The sequence below is a fragment of the Streptomyces lincolnensis genome (assembly GCF_021173675.1).
In the GTDB taxonomy this organism is placed as follows: domain Bacteria; phylum Actinomycetota; class Actinomycetes; order Streptomycetales; family Streptomycetaceae; genus Streptomyces; species Streptomyces lincolnensis_B.
Map to the genome: position 1 here is coordinate 256,643 of NZ_JAIHON010000013.1, position 17,948 is coordinate 274,590.

A 17,948-nucleotide genomic window follows, 5' to 3' on the forward strand; every position below is an offset into this window, starting at 1 on the left:
GTTCCGAGCACGCGAAGCGATGGGGTCGACAGGTCTTTGCCCGGTCGACCCCGTCGGCCCTCAGTTCCCGAGCTGAGTCCGCGGCCGGGGCTCGAACCCCGCCGCCCGGTAGCTCGCGTCGATCAGTGTCATCGTCTCCAGCGCGTCGTCGGCGTCCAGTGGGACGGGCGTGCCCGTGCGGACGCGGGCCGCGAAGGACTCCAGTTGGTAGGTGTACGACGAGCGGGTGCCGAGATGCTCCGTGCGTTCGCCCTCGGCCGTGCGGACGATGATGCGGTCGTCGAGCTGGGGGAGGACGAAGTTCGGGGCGGAGGCCTCGCCGCGGGAGCCGACGATGCGGCAGCTCATCTCCAGCCGGTCGTGGTCCATGTGGCAGCGGGCGGAGGCGGTGGCGCCGCCGGGGAAGTCCAGGTCGGCGTCGAGCCACTCGTCGACACCGGGCGCGCCGGCCCGCTCCCCGCCCCGGGCGGAGACGAGGCGCGGGGCACCGCCCGCCCAGGGGGCGAGCATCCGTACCGCGTGCAGGCTGTAGCAGCCGAGGTCCATCACCGCGCCGCCGGCCAGCGGCAGCGACCAGCGGGGGTCGGCGGCGCCCGGCGCGGGAATGGCGACGAGCGTCTCCACACGCTGGAGCTCGCCGAGTTCGCCGCTGTCCAGGAGCTCGTGCAGGCGCCGGGTGAGCGGGTGGAAGAGGTAGTGGAAGGCCTCCATGAAGACGGCCCCGGACTTGGCCGCCGCCTCCCGTACCTCGGCGGCCTCCTCGGCGTTGCTCGCCGACGGCTTCTCCGACAGCACGTGCTTGCCCGCCGCCAGGGCGGCGAGGTTCCACGGCCCGTGCAGTCCGTTGGCGAGCGGGTTGTAGACGACCTCGACCTCGGGATCGGCCAGCACGTCGGCGTAGGAGTCGCACACCCGCTCCACGCCGTGCGCCGCCGCGTACGCCTCGGCGCGGGACCGGTCGCGGGCGGCCACCGCGACCACGCGGTGGCCGGTCGCCCGGGCCGGGTCGATCAGGGAACGCTCGGTGATGTTCGCCGCGCCCAGTACGCCGATGCGCAGGGGCTCCCGGCCGGATTCGCTCATGTCTGCTGTTCCTCCTGGAGGGTGACAGGACGATCTTCCTGCACGGGCGGTGTGCCGTCCACGGGTGGGAAGTGGCGGCGGGCGAGGTCCTGCGCGTGGGCGACGGCGCACTCGACCAGTTCGAAGGCGGGCAGTCCGCCGACGTGGTAGGTGTGGAACCGCCCCTGCAGGGCGTCCAGCCGGTCGAGGACACCGCCCGCGAGGTCCGCGCCGCCGAAGTGCGGCATGAACGCCCACGCGCGCTGGAGATGCACCTCCTCCACCCGCCCGCCGAGCCCGGCGACGTCCTCCCGTAACAGCGCGCCGACCTCCTCGGGACGGCCGTAGGAGTAGAAGGTCCGCACATCGCTGTCCGGGTAACGGTGGTGGTACGACACACAGTGGCCGCTCGCCTCACGGGTCGCGGTGTGGCGGTCGAGGAAGTAGAAGGCGTTCTCCGGCAGGCCGGACGCGGTGGCGAGGACGGTGTGGTAGGCGTTCGAGCGGATCCGGGCGGCCACGTCGCGTTCCTCCGCGGTGGCGTCGAGGACCGGCAGGATCCGGTCCAACGGCACGGCGAGCACCAGGTCGTCGGCGGTCACCGGCCCGGCGTCGGTGTGCACCCGCACCCCGCCCGTCCGTCCGCCCGTCCATGCGCCGGTCCGTCGGCCCGCCCATCCGTCCGTGCCTCCGCCCGTATGCCGCTCCACCGAGGTCACGCGCACCCCGCACCGCACGTCCTTCAGTTCCTCGGCGATCCGGCGCCACAGCGTGGCGAAGCCGCCCACCAGGGTGAAGTCGCCCTCGTGCCCGAGCAGTTCGCGGCCGTCCCCGGACAACAGCCCGGTCATCTCGGCGTACTTCACGAAGTACAGCGCGGGCACGTCGTCGTCGAGATAGCCGTACCCGGCCGCCGTGTACCCGGTGCCGAACGACTCGGCCATGGCTTCGAGGCCGTGCTCGGCGAGCCATGCGGAGACGGGAGCGGCGAGCGCCCGCGCGGAGTGGGCGAGCCCGGGTTCGCCGATGTGCGGGAACTCCCGCTCGCGCAGCGCCTGGTAGCGCCGGAGAGTGCCGTCGCGCAGGAACGCCATGGACTGCCGGACCGCGGTGCGTGCGGCGACGTCGAGGACGCGGTAACGGGTGGTGCGTTCCGTCTCGACGCCCAGCTCCGTCACCAACTGCGCCGTCCGCTCGTACCGGTTGGTGCATATGTGGCCGCCGAGGTCGAAGGTGTGGCCGTCGACACTCACGCTCTGGCATTTCCCGGCCACCGAGTCCTGCTCCTCCAGCACGGTGACACGATGGCCGGCCCGCTCCAGTTCACGGGCGGCGGCGAGACCGCCGGGTCCGGCGCCGATGACGACGACGCTCCGGGAGGGCACGGGTGCGTGGCTGGCGTCCAAGGTCGTCGCTCCTGGATCCGTCGGGCATGGATGCGTCTCATGGTCGTAGGGAGAGATCACACGGCCGTAAACGGAATCCAGGAGCGTGGTGTTCAGCCGTCGGGGTTGAGCCGTCAGGCCGTGCGGACCTCCGCGATCGTCACCGGCCGGTGCTCGTGCAGCGACAGCGTGCACGCGTCGGCGATCCAGCCGGCCTCCAGGGCGTCCTCGATCGTGCAGGGGGAGGGCCGGGTGCCCGCCACGACCTCGGTGAACGCGGTGAGTTCGGCGCGGTAGGCCGCGGTGAAGCGGTCCATGAAGAAGTCGTGCGGGGTGCCCGCCGGGAAGGTCACCCCGGGCTCGACCGAGCGCAGCGGCAGCTTGTCCTCCAGGCCCACGGCGATGGAGTCGGTGAAGCCGTGGATCTCCATGCGGACGTCGTAACCCCGGGCGTTGTGGCGGGAGTTGGAGACCACCGCGATCGTGCCGTCGTCCAGGGTGAGGATCGCGCCCGTGGTGTCGGCGTCGCCCGCCTCCTTGATGTAGTCGGCACCGCGGTTGCCGCCGACCGCGTACACCTCGGTCACCTCGCGGCCGGTCACCCAGCGGATGATGTCGAAGTCGTGCACCGAGCAGTCCCGGAAGATGCCGCCGGAGGCGGCGATGTACGCGGCCGGCGGCGGCGCCGGGTCCAGCGTGGTCGACCGCACGGTGTGCAGCTTGCCCAGCTCACCGCTCTGCACGGCCGCTCGCGCGTTGACGAACCCGGTGTCGAAGCGGCGGTTGTAGCCGATCTGGATCGGAACGTCGCTGCCCTGGACGGCCTTGAGGACCTCGACGCCCTCGCTCATGGTCTTGGCGACGGGCTTCTCGCAGAAGACGGGGATGCCCGCCTCCACGCCGGCCAGGATCAGCCCGGGGTGGGCGTCCGTCGCGGCGGCGACCACGATGCCGTCCACCCCGGCGGCCAGCAGGGCCTGGGGCGAGTCCACGACCTCGCCGCCGAACCGCTCCGCGGCCGACTTGGCGGCGTCCGTGAACGGGTCGGTCAGGACGAGCGACTCGACCGCGTCGAGCCCGGAGAGAGTCTCGGCATGAAAGGCGCCGATACGGCCGAGGCCGAGGATTCCGATACGCATAAGGGGTCACTCCTTGAGAAAGGGGGGTGCGCCCCAAAGGGGCGCGGGGAACCGCGCGACCAGCCACGACGAACCCGCAGCCGACCACGGACAAACTGCGGCAAATCCTTAGTCGAGACCCCCCAGAACGTTCTGATCCCAGTCGATCACAGACCCGGTCACCACGCCCGACCGGTCCGACAGCAGCAACACCACGAAATCGGCGATCTCATCGGGTTGGCCGAGCTTGCCCATCGGCAACCGCGCCGCGGCCTCCTCCCGCCAGTCGTCCCCCGCACCGTGGAACGCCCTCTGCGTCGCGTCCTCGCCCTCCGTCGCCGTCCAGCCGATGTTCAGGCCGTTGATCCGGATCCGGTCCCAGCGGTGCGCGTGCGCCGCGTTGCGGGTCAGGCCGATCAGACCGGCCTTGGCGGAGACGTACGGCGCCAGGAAGGGCTGCCCGCCGTGCGCCGAGGAGGTGATGATGTTGACGATCGTGCCGGGCGCCTTGCGCGCGACCATGTCCGCGACGGCCGCCTGCATGGCGAAGAACGGCGCCTTGAGGTTGATCGCGATGTGCTGGTCGAACAGCTCGGGCGTGGTGTCGAGGAGGGTGCCGCGGGAGGTCAGCCCCGCGGAGTTCACCAGGCAGTCGATCCGGCCGTACGCCTCGACGACCCGGGTGACGGAGGACCTGGCCTGCTCGGCGTCCGCCAGGTCGGCGCGGACGAAGAGGGCCTTGCCCCCGGCCGCCTCCAGCTCCGCGACCAGCGCCTCACCCGGTTCCGGGCGCCGGCCGGTGACGGCGACGACCGCCCCCTCGCGGACGGCGGCCCGCGCGATGGCGGCACCGACGCCCTGGCTGCCGCCGTTGACGAGGACGATCCTGTCGTCGAGAAGTCCCATGAGTTCTGTCGGCCCTTTCAGCTCTCGCGCCGTACGGCGCCTGCTCGCAGTTCGTCCCGCAGCGCCCGCGGGGTCCAGCCCTCACGCAGCGCCCGGCGTACCACGTCGGCCTGCGAGGGCGGGGCCATGCCGTCGACCGGCGGATCGCTGTCGAGGTTGGTGGGGAACGGATAGCCCTCGGCGCTCGCGGCGATCACCTGCTCCAGCCACGCCTCGCCCACGCCCTCGGACCGGCGCCTGCGCAGCACCGGGTAGACGGCGTTCGACACGGCCTCCCGGTCCACCGTCTCCATGGCCCGCCCGAAGGCGGAGGACACCTGGAGCAGATTGGCCATGCGCCGCACGTCCAGCGTGCGGTTGGTGCCGGCCGCGTGGAACACGGCCGGGTTGAAGAAGACGGCGTCGCCCTTCGCCATCGGCAGCTGGACGTGCCGTGCCTTGAAGTACGCCTGGAACTCCGGCAGTCGCCAGGCCAGATAGCCGGGCTCGTAGGTCTGCGAGTACGGCAGGTACATGGTCGGGCCGGACTCCACGGGCATGTCGCCGTGCGCGACCGCGCCCTGGAGGGTGAGCACGGGGGAGAGGCGGTGCACGTGCGCGGGGTAGCCGGCCGCCACCTCGTTGGAGAGGAACCCCAGGTGGTAGTCGCGGTGGGCGGTCTGCGCGGCGCCGCCCGCGTTGACCACGTTGACCTGCGAGGTCATCTGGTAGCCGGGGCCCAGCCAGGCGGCCGGGGCCAGCGCCAGGATGTCGTTGGCGTAGTAGTCGGCGAACGCCTCCGGGTCGTACAGGGCGGCCTTCTCCAGCGCGTTCCACACCCGGTCGTTGGCGCCCGGCTTGGCGAAGTGGTCGCCGGAGTCCGCCCCCGAGGCCCGCTGCTCGGCGATCAGGGCGTCGAACACGCCGGTGAGCCGGTCCACCACCGCGGGATCGGGGAAGGCACGGCGGAAGACGACGACACCGGGGCCGTCGGTGAAGGCCCGGATCAGCTCGGCCCGGATCTCGGGGGCCGAACCGGTGGCGCGGAGCCGCTCGCTGTCGTACACGAGGATGTTGTCCTCGACCGACGCGGCGTGCGGGTACCCGGCGATGTCCGTGCTGCGCTCGACCAGCGAGCGGAAGACATCGAGATCGCAGTCCTGCTCGGTCGGCCAGGCACGGTTCCGGTCCGCGGTGACGGACATCCTCGTCCTTCTTTCGGTCACGGGAAGCGACCTTCTCTCGGTCACGGGGAGTGACCCTCTCTCGGTCACGGGAGCGACACGCAGCCGGCCGCCCGGGAGCGACGCGACTCTGACATTCTTGTCAGTACAAACCCCTCGAACAACCAGCAGTCGTCCATCAAAAACCCCTCAAGGAGCCTCGCGTGGGTCACCCCTACCCGATCCGGGAGATCGCACGTCAGGCAGGCCTGAGCGAGGCGACCGTCGACCGGGTCCTGAACGGCCGGGGAGGGGTGCGGGAGAGCACCTCCCGGGAGGTCCGGCAGGCCATCGCCGACCTGGACCGGCAGCGCACCCAGGTCCGGCTGGTCGGCCGTACCTTCATGATCGACATCGTGATGCAGGCACCGGAACGTTTCACCACCGCCGTACGGGCCGCCCTGGAGGCCGAACTGCCCTCCCTGCATCCCGCCGTGGTGCGTTCGCGCTTCCACTTCCGCGAGACCGGCCCGCAGGAGGAGCTGATCCGGACCCTGGACCGGATCGCCCGGCGCGGCTCGCAGGGGGTCGTCCTCAAGGCCCCGGACGTCCCCGAGGTCTCGGCCGCCGTCGGCCGGCTCGCGGAGGCCGGCATCCCCGTCGTCACCCTGGTCACCGACCTGCCCTCCACCGCCCGGCTGGCCTACGTCGGCATCGACAACCGGGCGGCGGGCGCCACGGCCGCCTATCTCATGGGCCAGTGGCTGGGCGACCGGCCCGGCAATGTGCTCACCAGCCTCAGCAGCGGCTTCTTCCGCAACGAGGAGGAGCGCGAGATGGGCTTCCGCAGCGTCATGCGCGCCCGCCACCCCGACCGCGCGCTGGTCGAGATCACCGAGGGCCAGGGCCTGGACGCCACCCAGTACGACCTGGTCCGGGCCGCGCTGGAACGCGACCCGGACATCCGCGCCGTCTACTCGATCGGCGGCGGCAACATCGCCACCCTGCGGGCCTTCGAGGACCAGGGCCGGGAGTGCGCGGTGTTCGTCGCGCACGACCTCGACGGCGACAACACCCGCCTGCTGAGCGAGCAGCGACTGTCCGCCGTGCTCCACCACGACCTGCGCCAGGACATGCGCGAGGCCTGCCACCTCGTGATGCGCGCCCACGGCGCCCTGCCGCCCACGGGGCCGACGCCGCCGTCCTCCATCCAGGTCGTGACCCCGTACAACATGCCCCCGCAGGCGACGAGCTGAGAGGTACGAGTGGAGCAGCGCACGGAACACGTGGAGATCGAGGGCACCGGCTTCGTCGCCAGGCTGACGCCCGGCGGCCGGGTCGGACTGCTGGCGTTGCACGCGAGCAACGAGGGCGGCACCGGCGAACTGGCCGAGACCGTGGCCCGGCGCACGGGCGCCACCAGCCTGGTCTTCACCCAGCCGGACGCGCCGCGGCCCGTGCACATCACCTCGCGGCGCATGGCGGTGGACCACTGCATGCTGCTCAAGGACTTCCTCGCGCACGTCCGGATCACCGTCTCCCTGCACGGCCACATGAGGAGCACGGCGATCTTCGTGGGCGGCGGCAACCGGGACGCCGCCCACCTCCTGGCCTCCGGACTGAGCGCCCTGCACCCGGAGTTCCCCCTGGTCACCGACCTCGCTCGGATCCCCGCCGCACTGCGCGGCCTGCACGCCGGGAACCCGGTCAACATGGCCCGCGACGGGGGCGTACAGCTGGAACTCCCGCTCCCCGCCCGCACCTCGGGCGCCACGGACGTGCCGCCGCGGCGGGTCGTCGACGCCCTGACCGCGGGCGTGCGGCTGCTGGCGGCGCGGGCCGTCACTCCGCCACGGTGACCCAGGCGCCGCTCTCGGCCGACCGCGCCATCGCCTCCAGTACGACGGCACTGTGCACGGCGTCCGCCAGGGTCGCCCCGTGCGGGGTGCCCTCGGCGACCGACCGCAGGAAGCGGTACGCCTCCACGACCTTCAGGTCGTCGTAGCCCATGGCGTTGGCCGCACCGGGCTGGAACGCCCCGAACTCGCCGTCGCCGGGACCGACGTAGACCGTGCTGACCGGCTGGTCCTGGTAGCGGTCGCCGCGGCTGACGCCCAGCTCGTTCATCCGGCGGAAGTCCCAGAAGACCGCGCCCTTGGTGCCGTGCACCTCGAAGCCGTAGTTGTTCTGCTCGCCGACCGAGACCCGGCAGGCCTCCAGGACGCCGCGGGCGCCGGAGGTGAAGCGCAGCAGGCAGTTGACGTAGTCCTCGTTCTCGACCGGGCCGAGCTCGCCGCCCGAGGCGCGGCTGTGACCGGCCGTGGCGCCGGTCGGACGGGCCCGCTCCGGGACGAAGACCGCCGTGTCGGCGGTCAGCGAGGCGAGGTCGCCGAGCAGGTACCGGGCCAGGTCGGCGCCGTGCGAGGCCAGGTCGCCCAGCACTCCGCTGCCGCCGCGCTCCCGCTCGTACCGCCAGGTCAGCGCGCCCTCGGGGTGGGCCGCGTAGTCGCTGAACAGACGGAAGCGGGCGTGCGTAACCGTGCCCAGCTCGCCGGAGGCGATCAGCTCGCGGGCGGTCTCGACGGCGGGCGCGTTGCGGTAGTTGAAGCCGACGGCGCCCTGCACGCCCGCCTTGGCGACCGCGTCCGCGACCGCCCGGGCGTCCGCCGCCGTCAGGCCCACCGGCTTCTCGATCCAGATGTGCTTGCCCGCCTCGGCCATCGCCACGCCGATCTCGCGGTGCAGGAAGTTCGGCGCGGTGATGCTGACCGCCCGCACCCGGGGATCGGCGGCCACCTCGCGCCAGTCGCGGGCCGTCGAGGCGAAGCCGTACTGCGCGGCGGCCTCCTCGGCCCGGCCCGGCACCTCCTCGGCGACGGCCACCAGCTCGGGACGCACTCCCAGGTGGGGGTAGTGGTGCGGGACGCGGGCGTACGCCTGGGTGTGCACCCGGCCCATCCAGCCGAACCCGACGACGGCGACCCCGAGCGTATCCACCATGACAGCCCTTCCTCCGGCCTCTTGGATGGCCTCTTCGGTCCCGGCTCTTTGGACCGGTCCACAATCTGTCCAGGCCACCCTGAGCGGGGTTTTGGCTGGTGTCAACCCTTTGACAGGACAAGGCGAGTCATGGAACGGTCCATCCCATGAGACAGCCGACGATCCGGGACGTGGCCGAGCGGGCCGGCGTCTCCAAGTCGCTCGTCTCGCTGGTCCTGCGCGGCTCCGAGCAGGTCCGGGCGGAGAAGCGGGAGGCCGTGCTGCGGGCCGTACGGGAGCTCGGCTACCGGCCGAACGCCGCCGCCCGCAGCCTCAGCGAACAGCGCACCCGGACGGTCGGCGTGCTCCTGAACGACCTGCGCAACCCCTGGTTCGTCGACCTGCTGGACGGACTGAACTCCCTGCTGCACGACCACGGTCTGCACATGCTGCTGGGCGACGCCCGCCTGAACCGCCGCACCGGCCAGGACCTGGCCCGGCCCTTCCTGGACGTCCAGGTCGACGGCCTGGTCGTGGTCGGCACCCTGCCCGACCCGGCCGCGCTCGGCGCGGTCGCCGCCCGCATCCCGGTGGTGGTCGCCGGCGCCCGCGAGGCCGTGCCGCCCGGTGTGGACGTCGTCGCGGGCGACGACGAGCGGGGCGCCGCGCTGGTCACCGAGCACCTCATCGGCCTCGGCCACCGCCGCGTCGCGCACCTCGCGGGCTACGGCGCCGTCGGCGCGCTGCGCCGCCGCAGCTTCGAGGCGGTCATGCGGGCCCACGGTCTCGGCGACCGGATGCCGGTCGAGGCCGGCGACCTGACCGAGGAGGGCGGCTTCCGCGCGGCCGTCCGGCTGCTGAGCCGCCCCGACCGGCCCACCGCCGTCGTCGCGGTCAACGACATCACGGCCGTCGGCGCGCTCTCGGCCGCCGAGGAACTGGGTCTGCGCGTCCCGCACGACCTCTCTGTCACCGGCTACGACAACACGAGCATCTCCCGGCTGCGCCACCTGTGGCTCACCACCGTCGACAACGCCGGCCACGAGGTCGGCCGCCGCGCCGCCCGCTGCCTCCTCGACCGCTTCGAGGGCGCCGGGGGAGAGGGGCGGCTCCACCTGGCCGCCCCCACCCTGGAGATGCGCGGCACCACGGCCCCGCCGCCCCGCACGGACTGATCGGGTACGCCTTCCCCCGGAACGGTGGGGCGAGGGCGGCGATGCCTGTGACCGGCGGCGCGCCCGCGCCCGGGTGATCGGTTGCGACTGGCGGCCCGCCCCGGCCCGGGTGATCGTGGAGGGCATGGTGGGCACCTCCGTCGCCGTCCCCGAGCGGCACCGGCACGACACGCGTGAGGCCGTCCTGTTCGGCGGCGTCTACGGCGCGGTCCTCGCGTGCTCCATGGTCGCCGCGCTCACCCAGTACGGCCACACCTCCCAGGACAGCCGCCGCTACGACGCCGCCTGGCTGCTGGTGACAGCCCTCGCCTCCGCCCTGGCACACGGCTACGCCCACTACATCGCCGAGCGCGGCCCGCACCGGCGCGGGGACGCCCTGCGCACCCTCGTCGACGAGTGGCCCCTCGTCGCGGCCGTGCTGCCCACGGTCGTCGTCCTGGCCGGCGCGGGCTGGGGCTGGTGGCCGGCGAACGGGGTGGAGTACCCGGCGTTCACGCTCAACATCGTCCTGCTGTTCACCCTGGGCCTGGTCACGGCGCGCCAGGTCCACCGCTCCTGGGCGGCCGCCCTGCTGATCGGTGTGGTGGACGCGCTCCTCGGTGTGGTGGTCGTCGTGGCGAACGCCGTCATCAAGTGACCCGGCCGGGATCGTGCACGGACGCGGGACGGCCGTGCACGGACGCGGGACGGCCGCCCCTCGATCGCGGGGCGGCCGTCCCGTTGTGTGAGCCGGGGCCCGTCAGGCCTTGGCCGCGGTGACCTCCGAGGGCTCCGTCGGCCCGTCCGTGGCCGGTGCGGCGGTGGCGGAGCGGCGCCGGGGGATGAGGGTGGCGACGGCGAAGGCCAGCAGGGCGGCGCCGGCGCCGATGGCCATCACGACCTTGAACCCGTTCTCGGAGGGCAGGGCGTGGCCGCCGAAGTCCGTGGTCATCTGGGCCAGGATGACGCCCGCGAGGGCACTGGCGAACGAGGTGCCCAGGGACCGCATCAGGGTGTTGAGGCTGTTGGCGGCGCCCGTCTGGGAGGGGTCCACGGCGCCCATGATCAGGGCGGGCAGCGCGCCGTAGGTGAAGCCGATACCGGCGCCGATGACGCAGGAGACCAGGATGAGGTGCCAGACCTCGGACATCAGGACGATGTTGAGTCCGTATCCGGCGGCGACGATCAGCGCACCGATCATCAGCGTGACCCTGGGGCCCTTGGCCTTGGTGACCCGCGCGGAGACGGCGGACATCACCATCATCACCAGACCCTGCGGCGCCAGCACCAGACCGACGGTCAGCATCGACCTGCCCAGGCCGTAGCCGGTCTGCTCGGGCAGCTGGAGCAGCTGCGGCAGGACCAGGGACATCGCGAACATCGAGAAGCCGAGCGCGATCGAGGCGAGGTTGGTGAACAGCACCTGCGGCTTCGCGGTGGTGCGCAGGTCGACCAGCGGCTGCGGGCTGCGCAGCTCCCACCAGCCCCAGCCGAGCAGGATCACCACGGCGGCGGCGCCCAGGCCCAGGGTGGTGCCACTGGTCCAGCCCCAGTCGCCGCCCTTGGACACGGCCAGCAGCAGGGCGACCAGACCGGCCGAAAGACCCAGCGCGCCGAACCCGTCGAAGCGGCCTCCGGTGCGCACCCTCGACTCCGGCACGATCAGCAGGACCAGCACGAGGGCGACGACACCCAGGGCGGCGGAGACCCAGAAGAGGAGGTGCCAGTCCCACCGGTCGGCGATGAACGCGGCGGCGGGCAGCCCCACGGCACCGCCGACGCCGAGCGAGGCGCTCATCAGGGCGGTGGACCCGGTCAGCCGGTCGGCGGGCAGGGCGTCCCGCATGATGCTGATGCCGAGCGGGACGACCGCGGCCGCGAGCCCCTGGAGCGTCCGCCCGATGATCATCGGGACGAGGGAGTCGGACAGCGCGGCGACCACCGAGCCGGACACCAGCAGCGCGATGCTGATCAGCAGCATCCGGCGCTTGCCGAACATGTCCCCGAGCCGGCCCACCACCGGGGTGGCGACGGCGGCCGCGAGCAGGGTGGCGGTGACCGCCCAGGCGGTGTTGGACGCCGAGGCGTCCAGGAGCCGCGGCAGTTCGGGCACGATCGGGATGATCAGGGTCTGCATCAGCGAGACGACGATTCCGGCCAGGGCCAGCACCGCCACCACGGCGTTCGGCCTGGGCGGGTTGGGTGCCCCCGCTTCGGCGGGTCGGGCAAGGGTGTCGGACATGGGGGAGCCTCCGTCAAGGAAGGGGTCTTTCTCGACCCTCAGGGGTTACTTGACTTACTCAAGCTAATGTCAATTGATTGACTTAAGCAAATGAAAAGTCTGTGGTGCGCGTCACGGCCGCACCGGCAGCTCCGCGACGACCTCGAATCCGCCCTCGGGCCGGTGGCCCATGCGGATGCGGCCGCCGACCGAGCGGGCCCGCTCGCGCATCCCGATGAGGCCGTAGCCGCCACTCGGGGCGGACGGACCGGCCGGGCGCGGGGGAGCGTCGTCGGTGATCGTGAGGACCAGCCCGTCGTGGGTGTGGACGAGCCGCACCCCGGCCGAGCGGCTCCCCGCGTGCTTGGTCACGTTGGTCAGTGCCTCCTGCGTGATCCGGTACGCCGTGAGCGCGACGCCCGCGGCGACCGGCCTCGGATCGCCCTCGACGGTGAGGGTGACCGTGAGTCCGGTGTGCCGGAAGGAGGCGGCGAGCTCGGGGAGTTCGGCCAGGCCGGGCGTGGGCGTCGGCGGCCGGTCGGAGCCGGGCGCCGCCTCCCCGCCCGGCGGAGCCGCCGTGTTGTCCGTGTGGCGGCGCAACAGGCCCACGGTGGACTTGGGTTCGCGCAGCGCCGAGGAGGTCGTGCCGGACAGGTCCGCGACGATCCTGCCCGCCTCCTCCGGCCGTGCGGGCAGCATCCGGGCCACGGCGCCGGCCTGGAGGTTGGCCAGGAGGAGATGGTGGGCGACGACGTCGTGCAGATCCCGGGCGATCCGCATCCGCTCCTCGGTGACCCGGCGCCGCGCCTCCTCCTCCCGGGTGCGTTCGGCGTGCTCGGCGCGCGCCCGCACCGCCTCCAGGTGGTCGCCGCGCAGCCGGACCACGGTGCCCAGTGCCGTGGGCAGCAGCAGCCAGGCGGTGGGACCGAGCACCTTGAGCACCAGGGGTTCGTCGTCGGGCCCGGTGATCAGGCCGGTCCCGACCAGCAGGGCGATGGTGGAGAAGGCGAAGGTGTTAGCGGTCCGCCGGTCGGTGCGGACGGCCAGCCAGTACAGAGCGACCATGAGCGGCCCCAGCAGCAGGGCCGTCAGGACGTAACCGAGGGTCGACACGGCGACCGCACAGGCGATCGTCACGGCCGCGGTGCCGCGCGGACGACCGCGGTGCCACAGCAGGGCGGCGCACGCGACGCCGGTGAGCAGGACACCGGGCCACCGGGCGGTCGGTGGATCGTCGCCGGGAAGAGTGATCAGGCTGCCCGGCGGCGAGCAGGCGAACAGGGCGGCGGCGAGTGCCGCGTCGGCGGCGCGGGGCCGCTGGTCTTCGGTCATGGTGCGGGAGGTCTCCGTCCGGAGCACGGCACCCGGTGACTGGTCAGCCGGGCGAACGGGTCCGTGTGCTCGGCGAGTTCCGGGGTGAGCTCGCTGAACGGCATGCCGCCGAACTCGCCCGCGGGTTCGTGGCCACCGGTCGGGACGGACTTCATGGCGGGCACGAGGGCTCGCCTACGGGGTCGGATGGGCCGAGTGCGGAGTTGCTTGACTTAGGCAAGCATATGTCAGTTACTTAAGTCAAGCAATATTGGTATGCCTGCGTGAACACCTGTCGAAGGCGTCACTGAATGTCGGACAAAATTGTTGACAATCTTGTCTGGATAGATTTAGGTTCGACAGGCACTCACTCAGGGGAGAGCAGCGATGCCGAAAGAAGCCCGTCCGGGCACCGGGGAGCAGGCCAAACAGCACGCGCTCGCGCAGCTGAGGCAGGCGATCCTGCACGGCGACATGGCACCGGCGCAGCGGCTGGTGGAGAACGAACTCGCCGAGCAGTTCGGTGTGACGCGGGCCAGCATCCGCGCGGCACTCATCGATCTGGAGGCCCAGGGCCTCGTCGAGCGGATCCGCAACCGTGGCTCACGGGTGCGGGTGGTGACCGTCCAGGAGGCGGTCGCCATCACCGAGTGCCGCATGGTCCTCGAAGGCCTGTGCGCGGCGAAGGCCGCCGTCGCCGCCAGCGACGGGCAACTGGCCGAACTCACCGACCTGGGCACGGCCATGACCAAGGCCGTGGCCGACGGCGAGCCGCTGACCTACTCCGACCTCAACCACGAACTGCACACCAGGATCCGGGAGTTCTCCGGCCAGCAGACGGCACGGGAACTGCTGGAACGGCTCAACGCCCAACTGGTGCGCCACCGCTTCCAGTTGGCGCTGAGGCCGGGGCGTCCGCAGCAGTCCCTGAACGAGCACCTGGCGATGATCGAGGCGATCACGGCCAGGGACCCGCAGGCGGCCGAGTCGGCCGTCCGCGCCCACCTCACCAGCGTGATCGAGGCGTTGAGCGACTGATCACACCCGTTGGGGCGGGCGCCCACCCGTTACCAAGGAGATCGATTCAGCATGACCCAGGCCAACGCGCCCGCCTGCCCCCGTTCGACACTCGTCATCACCGCGCACGCCGGGGACTTCGTGTGGCGCGCGGGCGGTGCCATCGCCCTGGCCGCCTCGCGCGGGGAGAAGGTCACCATCGCCTGTCTGACCTTCGGCGAGCGCGGGGAGTCCGCCAAGGCCTGGCGCGAGGGGAAGAAGCTGGACGAGATCAAGGCGCTCCGCCGGGACGAGGCGGAACGCGCCGCCGACACCCTGGGCGCGGAGGTCCGCTTCTTCGACGCCGGTGACTACCCGCTGCTCGTCACGCCCGAACTCACGGACACCCTCGTCGAGGTGTACCGCGCCACCCAGCCCGACGTCGTGCTCACCCATCCCGCCGAGGACCCCTACAACGGCGACCACCCGGCCGCCCACCGCATGGCCCTGGAGGCCCGGGTGCTCGCCCAGGCCATCGGGTATCCGGGGGAGGGGGAGATCATCGGCGCCCCGCCGGTCTTCTACTTCGAGCCGCACCAGCCGGAGATGAGCGGCTTCCGGCCCGAGGTGCTCCTCGACATCAGCGAGGTCTGGGAGACCAAGCGCAAGGCCATGGAGTGCCTGGCCGCCCAGCGGCACCTGTGGGACTACTACACCGACCTCGCCGTCCGCCGTGGCGTCCAGCTCAGGCGCAACGCGGGCCCGAACCTGGGACTGGCGCACAAGACCATGGCCGAGGCGTACATGCGCCCCTACCCGCAGATCGCGAAGGAGCTGGCATGAGCGGCGTCGTCGTCACCAACCCGCCCCGGGCCGAGCTGAAGGACGTCGACGCGCTGGCCGGCTTCGGCGTCGCCACGGTGAGCGAGGCCATGGGCCGCACCGGTCTGCTGGGCCCGGAGATCCGTCCCGTCCAGCAGGGCGTACGGATCGCCGGCACCGCCGTCACCGTGCTCAGCTGGCCCGGCGACAACCTCATGATCCACGCCGCCGTCGAGCAGTGCGGCGAGGGCGACATGCTGGTCGTCACCACCACCTCGCCGTGCACCGACGGACTGTTCGGCGAGCTGTTCGCGACCGCGCTGCAGCGGCGCGGGGTGCGGGGTGTCGTGCTCAACACCGGTGTCCGGGACACCCAGGAGCTGCGGGAGATGGGCTTCGCCGCCTGGTCCCGGGCCGTCTCCTCGCAGGGCACGGTCAAGGCCACCGGAGGGTCGGTCAACGTGCCGATCGCCATCGACGGGCAGGTGATCCGCCCCGGTGACGCGATCCTCGCCGACGACGACGGTGTCGTGGTCGTCCCGCGCGAACGTGTCCGCGAGACGGTGCGCAGGTCCGAGGCGCGCGAGGCGAAGGAGGCCGCCAGCCGCGCCGCCTTCCTCGACGGCCAACTCGGCCTGGACCGCTACGGGTTGCGCGAGAAGCTCAAGGATCTCGGCGTCGAGTACCGGACGTACGAGGAACACGCGGCGCACGCGGCGTCCGAGGGGACGCGGTCGTGACCGACGGGGTGCCCTGTCTGCTGATGCGGGGCGGGACCTCCAAGGGCGCCTACTTCCTCGCCGCCGACCTCCCCGCCGAACCCGCCGCGCGCGACGACCTGTTGCTGCGGATCATGGGCAGCCCGGACGAGCGGCAGATCGACGGCCTGGGCGGCGCCCACCCGCTCACCAGCAAGGTGGCCGTGATCTCCCCGTCCGCCGACCCGGAGGCCGACGTCGACTACCTCTTCCTCCAAGTCGCCGTCGACCGGCCCGAGGTGAGCGACCGTCAGAACTGCGGGAACATCCTTGCCGGCGTCGGCTCGTTCGCCGTCGAACGCGGACTGGTCCCGGCGGGGGAGGAGGAGACCTCCGTCCGGATCCGCATGGTCAACTCCGGTGACCGGGCGACCGCGACCTTCCCGACCCCCGGCGGCCGGGTCGCCTACGCCGGTGACGCGGAGATCGCGGGAGTGCCGGGCACGGCCGCGCCGGTCGTGATCGAGTTCCCGCCCGGCGCCGGGCCGTTGCTCCCCACCGGCCGCGTCCGCGACGAGATCGACGGCGTCCAGGTGACCTGCGTCGACAACGGCATGCCGACCGTCCTCCTGGAGGCCACCGCCCTCAAGGTCACCGGCTACGAGCCTCCGGAGGACCTGGAGGCGGACACCGCTCTCACGGAACGGCTGCGCGCGATCCGACTGGCGGCGGGCCGCCTGATGGGCCTCGGTGACGTCTCCGACACCACCGTCCCCAAGCTCACGCTCCTCGCCCCGCCCCGCGCCGGCGGAGCGATCACCACCCGCACCTTCATCCCCGTGCGCTGCCACACCTCCATCGGGGTGCTGGGCGCGGCCGGTGTGGCCGCCGGGCTGCGGATCGAGGGCGCCGTGGGCGCGGACCTCGCGGTGCTCGGCACGGGCGGTGACCGCGTGCGCATCGAACATCCCACCGGATTCCTGGACATCGACAGCAGCCTGACCACCGGCCCCGACGGCCTGCCCGCGGCCCGCCGTACCGCCGTGGTCCGCACCGCCCGCAAGATCTTCGACGGCACCGTCTTCCCCAGGGCCGTCGCCCGACCCCGAGGAGGTCACCGATGACTCCGCCGCTCGGCGACATCGCCCACATCGGCCACGCCCAGCTGTTCACCCCGGACCTGGACGCCAGCGTCGCCTTCTTCACCGACTACCTCGGCCTCACGGTCAACGGCCAGGACGGCGACACCGTCCGCCTGCGCACCTTCGACGACTACGAGCACCACAGCCTGGTCCTCACCGCCCGCGCACAGCCCGGCCTCGGCCGGCTCGCCCTGCGCACCTCCAGCGAGGAGGCCCTGCACCGCCGTATCAAAGCGATCGAGGAGGCCGGCGGCACCGGCACGTGGGTCGAGGACGAGCCCGGCCTCGGCAAGCTGTACGTCACCACCGACCCGGACGGCCACGAGCACGCCCTGTACTGGGAGAGCGAGCACTACCGGGCCCCCGAGGAGCTCAGGCCCGCGCTGAAGAACCAGCCCCAGGCCAAGCCCAACCGGGGTGTGGGCGTACGGCGGTTGGACCACATCAACTTCCTCGCCGCCGACGTGCTCGCCAACGCCGAGTTCCAGCAGAACGTGCTGGGCGCCCGCCCGACCGAGCAGATCCGGCTGGACAGCGGGCGGATCGCGGCGCGCTGGCTGACGTACACGAACAAGTCGTACGACGTCGTCTACACCTCGGACTGGACCGGCAGCGCGGGGCGGCTGCACCACATCGCCTTCGCGACCGACACCCGCGAGGACATCCTGCGCGCGGCCGATCTCGCCATCGACACCGGGGTGTTCATCGAGACGGGACCGCACAAGCACGCCATCCAGCAGACCTTCTTCCTGTACGTCTACGAGCCGGGCGGCAACCGCATCGAGCTGTGCAACCCGCTCACCCGGCTGGTGCTGGCGCCGGACTGGCCGCTGATCACCTGGACCGAGGAGGAGCGGCGGAAGGGCCAGGCCTGGGGCCTGAAGACGATCGAGTCGTTCCACACGCACGGGACGCCGCCGGTCGCCTGAGCAGGCGTGGGAGCAGTGGTCCATTGACCCGCCGCCCTCGGACCCGCCGCCCTCGGACCCGCCGCCCTCGGACACACGGCCCG

General features: G+C 72.3%; 18 protein-coding genes. 9 read left to right on the forward strand and 9 right to left on the reverse strand.

The annotated features are described in order from the left end of the window. Window positions 1–60 precede the first annotated feature (60 nt). From K4B79_RS35190 to K4B79_RS35210, 5 genes are all read right to left on the reverse strand, one after another. The gene (locus K4B79_RS35190) at window positions 61–1,083 is read right to left on the reverse strand and encodes a Gfo/Idh/MocA family protein (protein ID WP_232031427.1); all 1,023 of its coding nucleotides are present in this window, start codon (window positions 1,081–1,083) and stop codon (window positions 61–63) included. Beyond that, window positions 1,080–2,468: an FAD-dependent oxidoreductase gene (locus K4B79_RS35195; RefSeq protein ID WP_232031429.1), complete on the reverse strand. Its 1,389-nt coding sequence runs from the start codon at window positions 2,466–2,468 to the stop codon at window positions 1,080–1,082. The genes K4B79_RS35190 and K4B79_RS35195 overlap by 4 nt, the downstream gene beginning before the upstream one ends. Window positions 2,469–2,581: 113 nt before the next feature. Further along, complete coding sequence (locus K4B79_RS35200; RefSeq protein ID WP_232031430.1) at window positions 2,582–3,586, reverse strand: Gfo/Idh/MocA family protein; 1,005 nt, start codon at window positions 3,584–3,586, stop codon at window positions 2,582–2,584. 108 nt (window positions 3,587–3,694) lie between these two features. Beyond that, window positions 3,695–4,471 (reverse strand): SDR family oxidoreductase, encoded by a 777-nt coding sequence (locus K4B79_RS35205; RefSeq protein WP_232031432.1) that lies wholly within the window; start codon window positions 4,469–4,471, stop codon window positions 3,695–3,697. Window positions 4,472–4,488: 17 nt separating this feature from the next. Next, window positions 4,489–5,655: a phytanoyl-CoA dioxygenase family protein gene (locus tag K4B79_RS35210; protein ID WP_232031434.1), complete on the reverse strand. Its 1,167-nt coding sequence runs from the start codon at window positions 5,653–5,655 to the stop codon at window positions 4,489–4,491. 182 nt (window positions 5,656–5,837) lie between these two features. Here K4B79_RS35210 and K4B79_RS35215 point away from each other — a divergent pair, with 182 nt between their 5' ends. Next, on the forward strand, window positions 5,838–6,869 hold the full coding sequence (locus K4B79_RS35215; RefSeq protein WP_232031435.1) for a LacI family DNA-binding transcriptional regulator: 1,032 nt from the start codon (window positions 5,838–5,840) through the stop codon (window positions 6,867–6,869). A gap of 9 nt (window positions 6,870–6,878) precedes the next feature. Next, on the forward strand, window positions 6,879–7,472 hold the full coding sequence (locus tag K4B79_RS35220; protein ID WP_232031437.1) for a poly-gamma-glutamate hydrolase family protein: 594 nt from the start codon (window positions 6,879–6,881) through the stop codon (window positions 7,470–7,472). On the opposite strand, the gene K4B79_RS35225 is transcribed toward K4B79_RS35220, so the two are convergent. Then, window positions 7,456–8,613, reverse strand: a complete 1,158-nt coding sequence (locus K4B79_RS35225; protein ID WP_232031438.1) for a Gfo/Idh/MocA family protein — start codon at window positions 8,611–8,613, stop codon at window positions 7,456–7,458. The genes K4B79_RS35220 and K4B79_RS35225 overlap by 17 nt on opposite strands. A 146-nt stretch (window positions 8,614–8,759) precedes the next feature. Here K4B79_RS35225 and K4B79_RS35230 point away from each other — a divergent pair, with 146 nt between their 5' ends. Together K4B79_RS35230 and K4B79_RS35235 are read left to right on the forward strand one after the other, a co-directional pair. Further along, entirely contained in the window at window positions 8,760–9,767 is a 1,008-nt protein-coding gene (locus K4B79_RS35230; protein ID WP_232031440.1) for a LacI family DNA-binding transcriptional regulator, read from the forward strand. 124 nt (window positions 9,768–9,891) lie between these two features. Beyond that, window positions 9,892–10,404, forward strand: coding sequence for a hypothetical protein (locus K4B79_RS35235; protein WP_232031442.1), 513 nt, complete (start codon window positions 9,892–9,894; stop codon window positions 10,402–10,404). A 102-nt stretch (window positions 10,405–10,506) separates the two neighbouring features. Here the strand turns inward: K4B79_RS35235 and K4B79_RS35240 are convergent, their stop codons facing one another. The 3 genes from K4B79_RS35240 to K4B79_RS35250 form a co-directional block, all read right to left on the reverse strand. After that, window positions 10,507–11,988, reverse strand: coding sequence for an MFS transporter (locus K4B79_RS35240; protein ID WP_232031444.1), 1,482 nt, complete (start codon window positions 11,986–11,988; stop codon window positions 10,507–10,509). A gap of 111 nt (window positions 11,989–12,099) precedes the next feature. Next, window positions 12,100–13,299, reverse strand: coding sequence for a sensor histidine kinase (locus tag K4B79_RS35245; protein WP_232031446.1), 1,200 nt, complete (start codon window positions 13,297–13,299; stop codon window positions 12,100–12,102). Then, window positions 13,296–13,454 carry a hypothetical protein gene (locus K4B79_RS35250; RefSeq protein ID WP_232031448.1) on the reverse strand — a complete coding sequence of 53 codons (159 nt, stop codon included), beginning with the start codon at window positions 13,452–13,454 and terminating at the stop codon, window positions 13,296–13,298. Before K4B79_RS35250 ends, K4B79_RS35245 begins: the two co-directional genes overlap by 4 nt. A 211-nt stretch (window positions 13,455–13,665) precedes the next feature. Here K4B79_RS35250 and K4B79_RS35255 point away from each other — a divergent pair, with 211 nt between their 5' ends. Genes K4B79_RS35255 through K4B79_RS35275 form a run of 5 tightly spaced genes read left to right on the forward strand, consistent with a single transcriptional unit; the run spans window position 13,666 to window position 17,865 of the window. After that, window positions 13,666–14,316: a GntR family transcriptional regulator gene (locus tag K4B79_RS35255; RefSeq protein ID WP_232031450.1), complete on the forward strand. Its 651-nt coding sequence runs from the start codon at window positions 13,666–13,668 to the stop codon at window positions 14,314–14,316. A 51-nt stretch (window positions 14,317–14,367) separates the two neighbouring features. After that, window positions 14,368–15,117, forward strand: coding sequence for a PIG-L deacetylase family protein (locus K4B79_RS35260; RefSeq protein WP_232031452.1), 750 nt, complete (start codon window positions 14,368–14,370; stop codon window positions 15,115–15,117). Next, window positions 15,114–15,836: a 4-carboxy-4-hydroxy-2-oxoadipate aldolase/oxaloacetate decarboxylase gene (locus K4B79_RS35265; protein WP_232031453.1), complete on the forward strand. Its 723-nt coding sequence runs from the start codon at window positions 15,114–15,116 to the stop codon at window positions 15,834–15,836. Before K4B79_RS35260 ends, K4B79_RS35265 begins: the two co-directional genes overlap by 4 nt. A 23-nt stretch (window positions 15,837–15,859) precedes the next feature. Continuing rightward, window positions 15,860–16,918, forward strand: a complete 1,059-nt coding sequence (locus tag K4B79_RS35270; RefSeq protein WP_232031538.1) for a 4-oxalomesaconate tautomerase — start codon at window positions 15,860–15,862, stop codon at window positions 16,916–16,918. Next, on the forward strand, window positions 16,915–17,865 hold the full coding sequence (locus K4B79_RS35275) for a VOC family protein (protein ID WP_232031455.1): 951 nt from the start codon (window positions 16,915–16,917) through the stop codon (window positions 17,863–17,865). Before K4B79_RS35270 ends, K4B79_RS35275 begins: the two co-directional genes overlap by 4 nt. Window positions 17,866–17,948 lie beyond the last annotated feature (83 nt).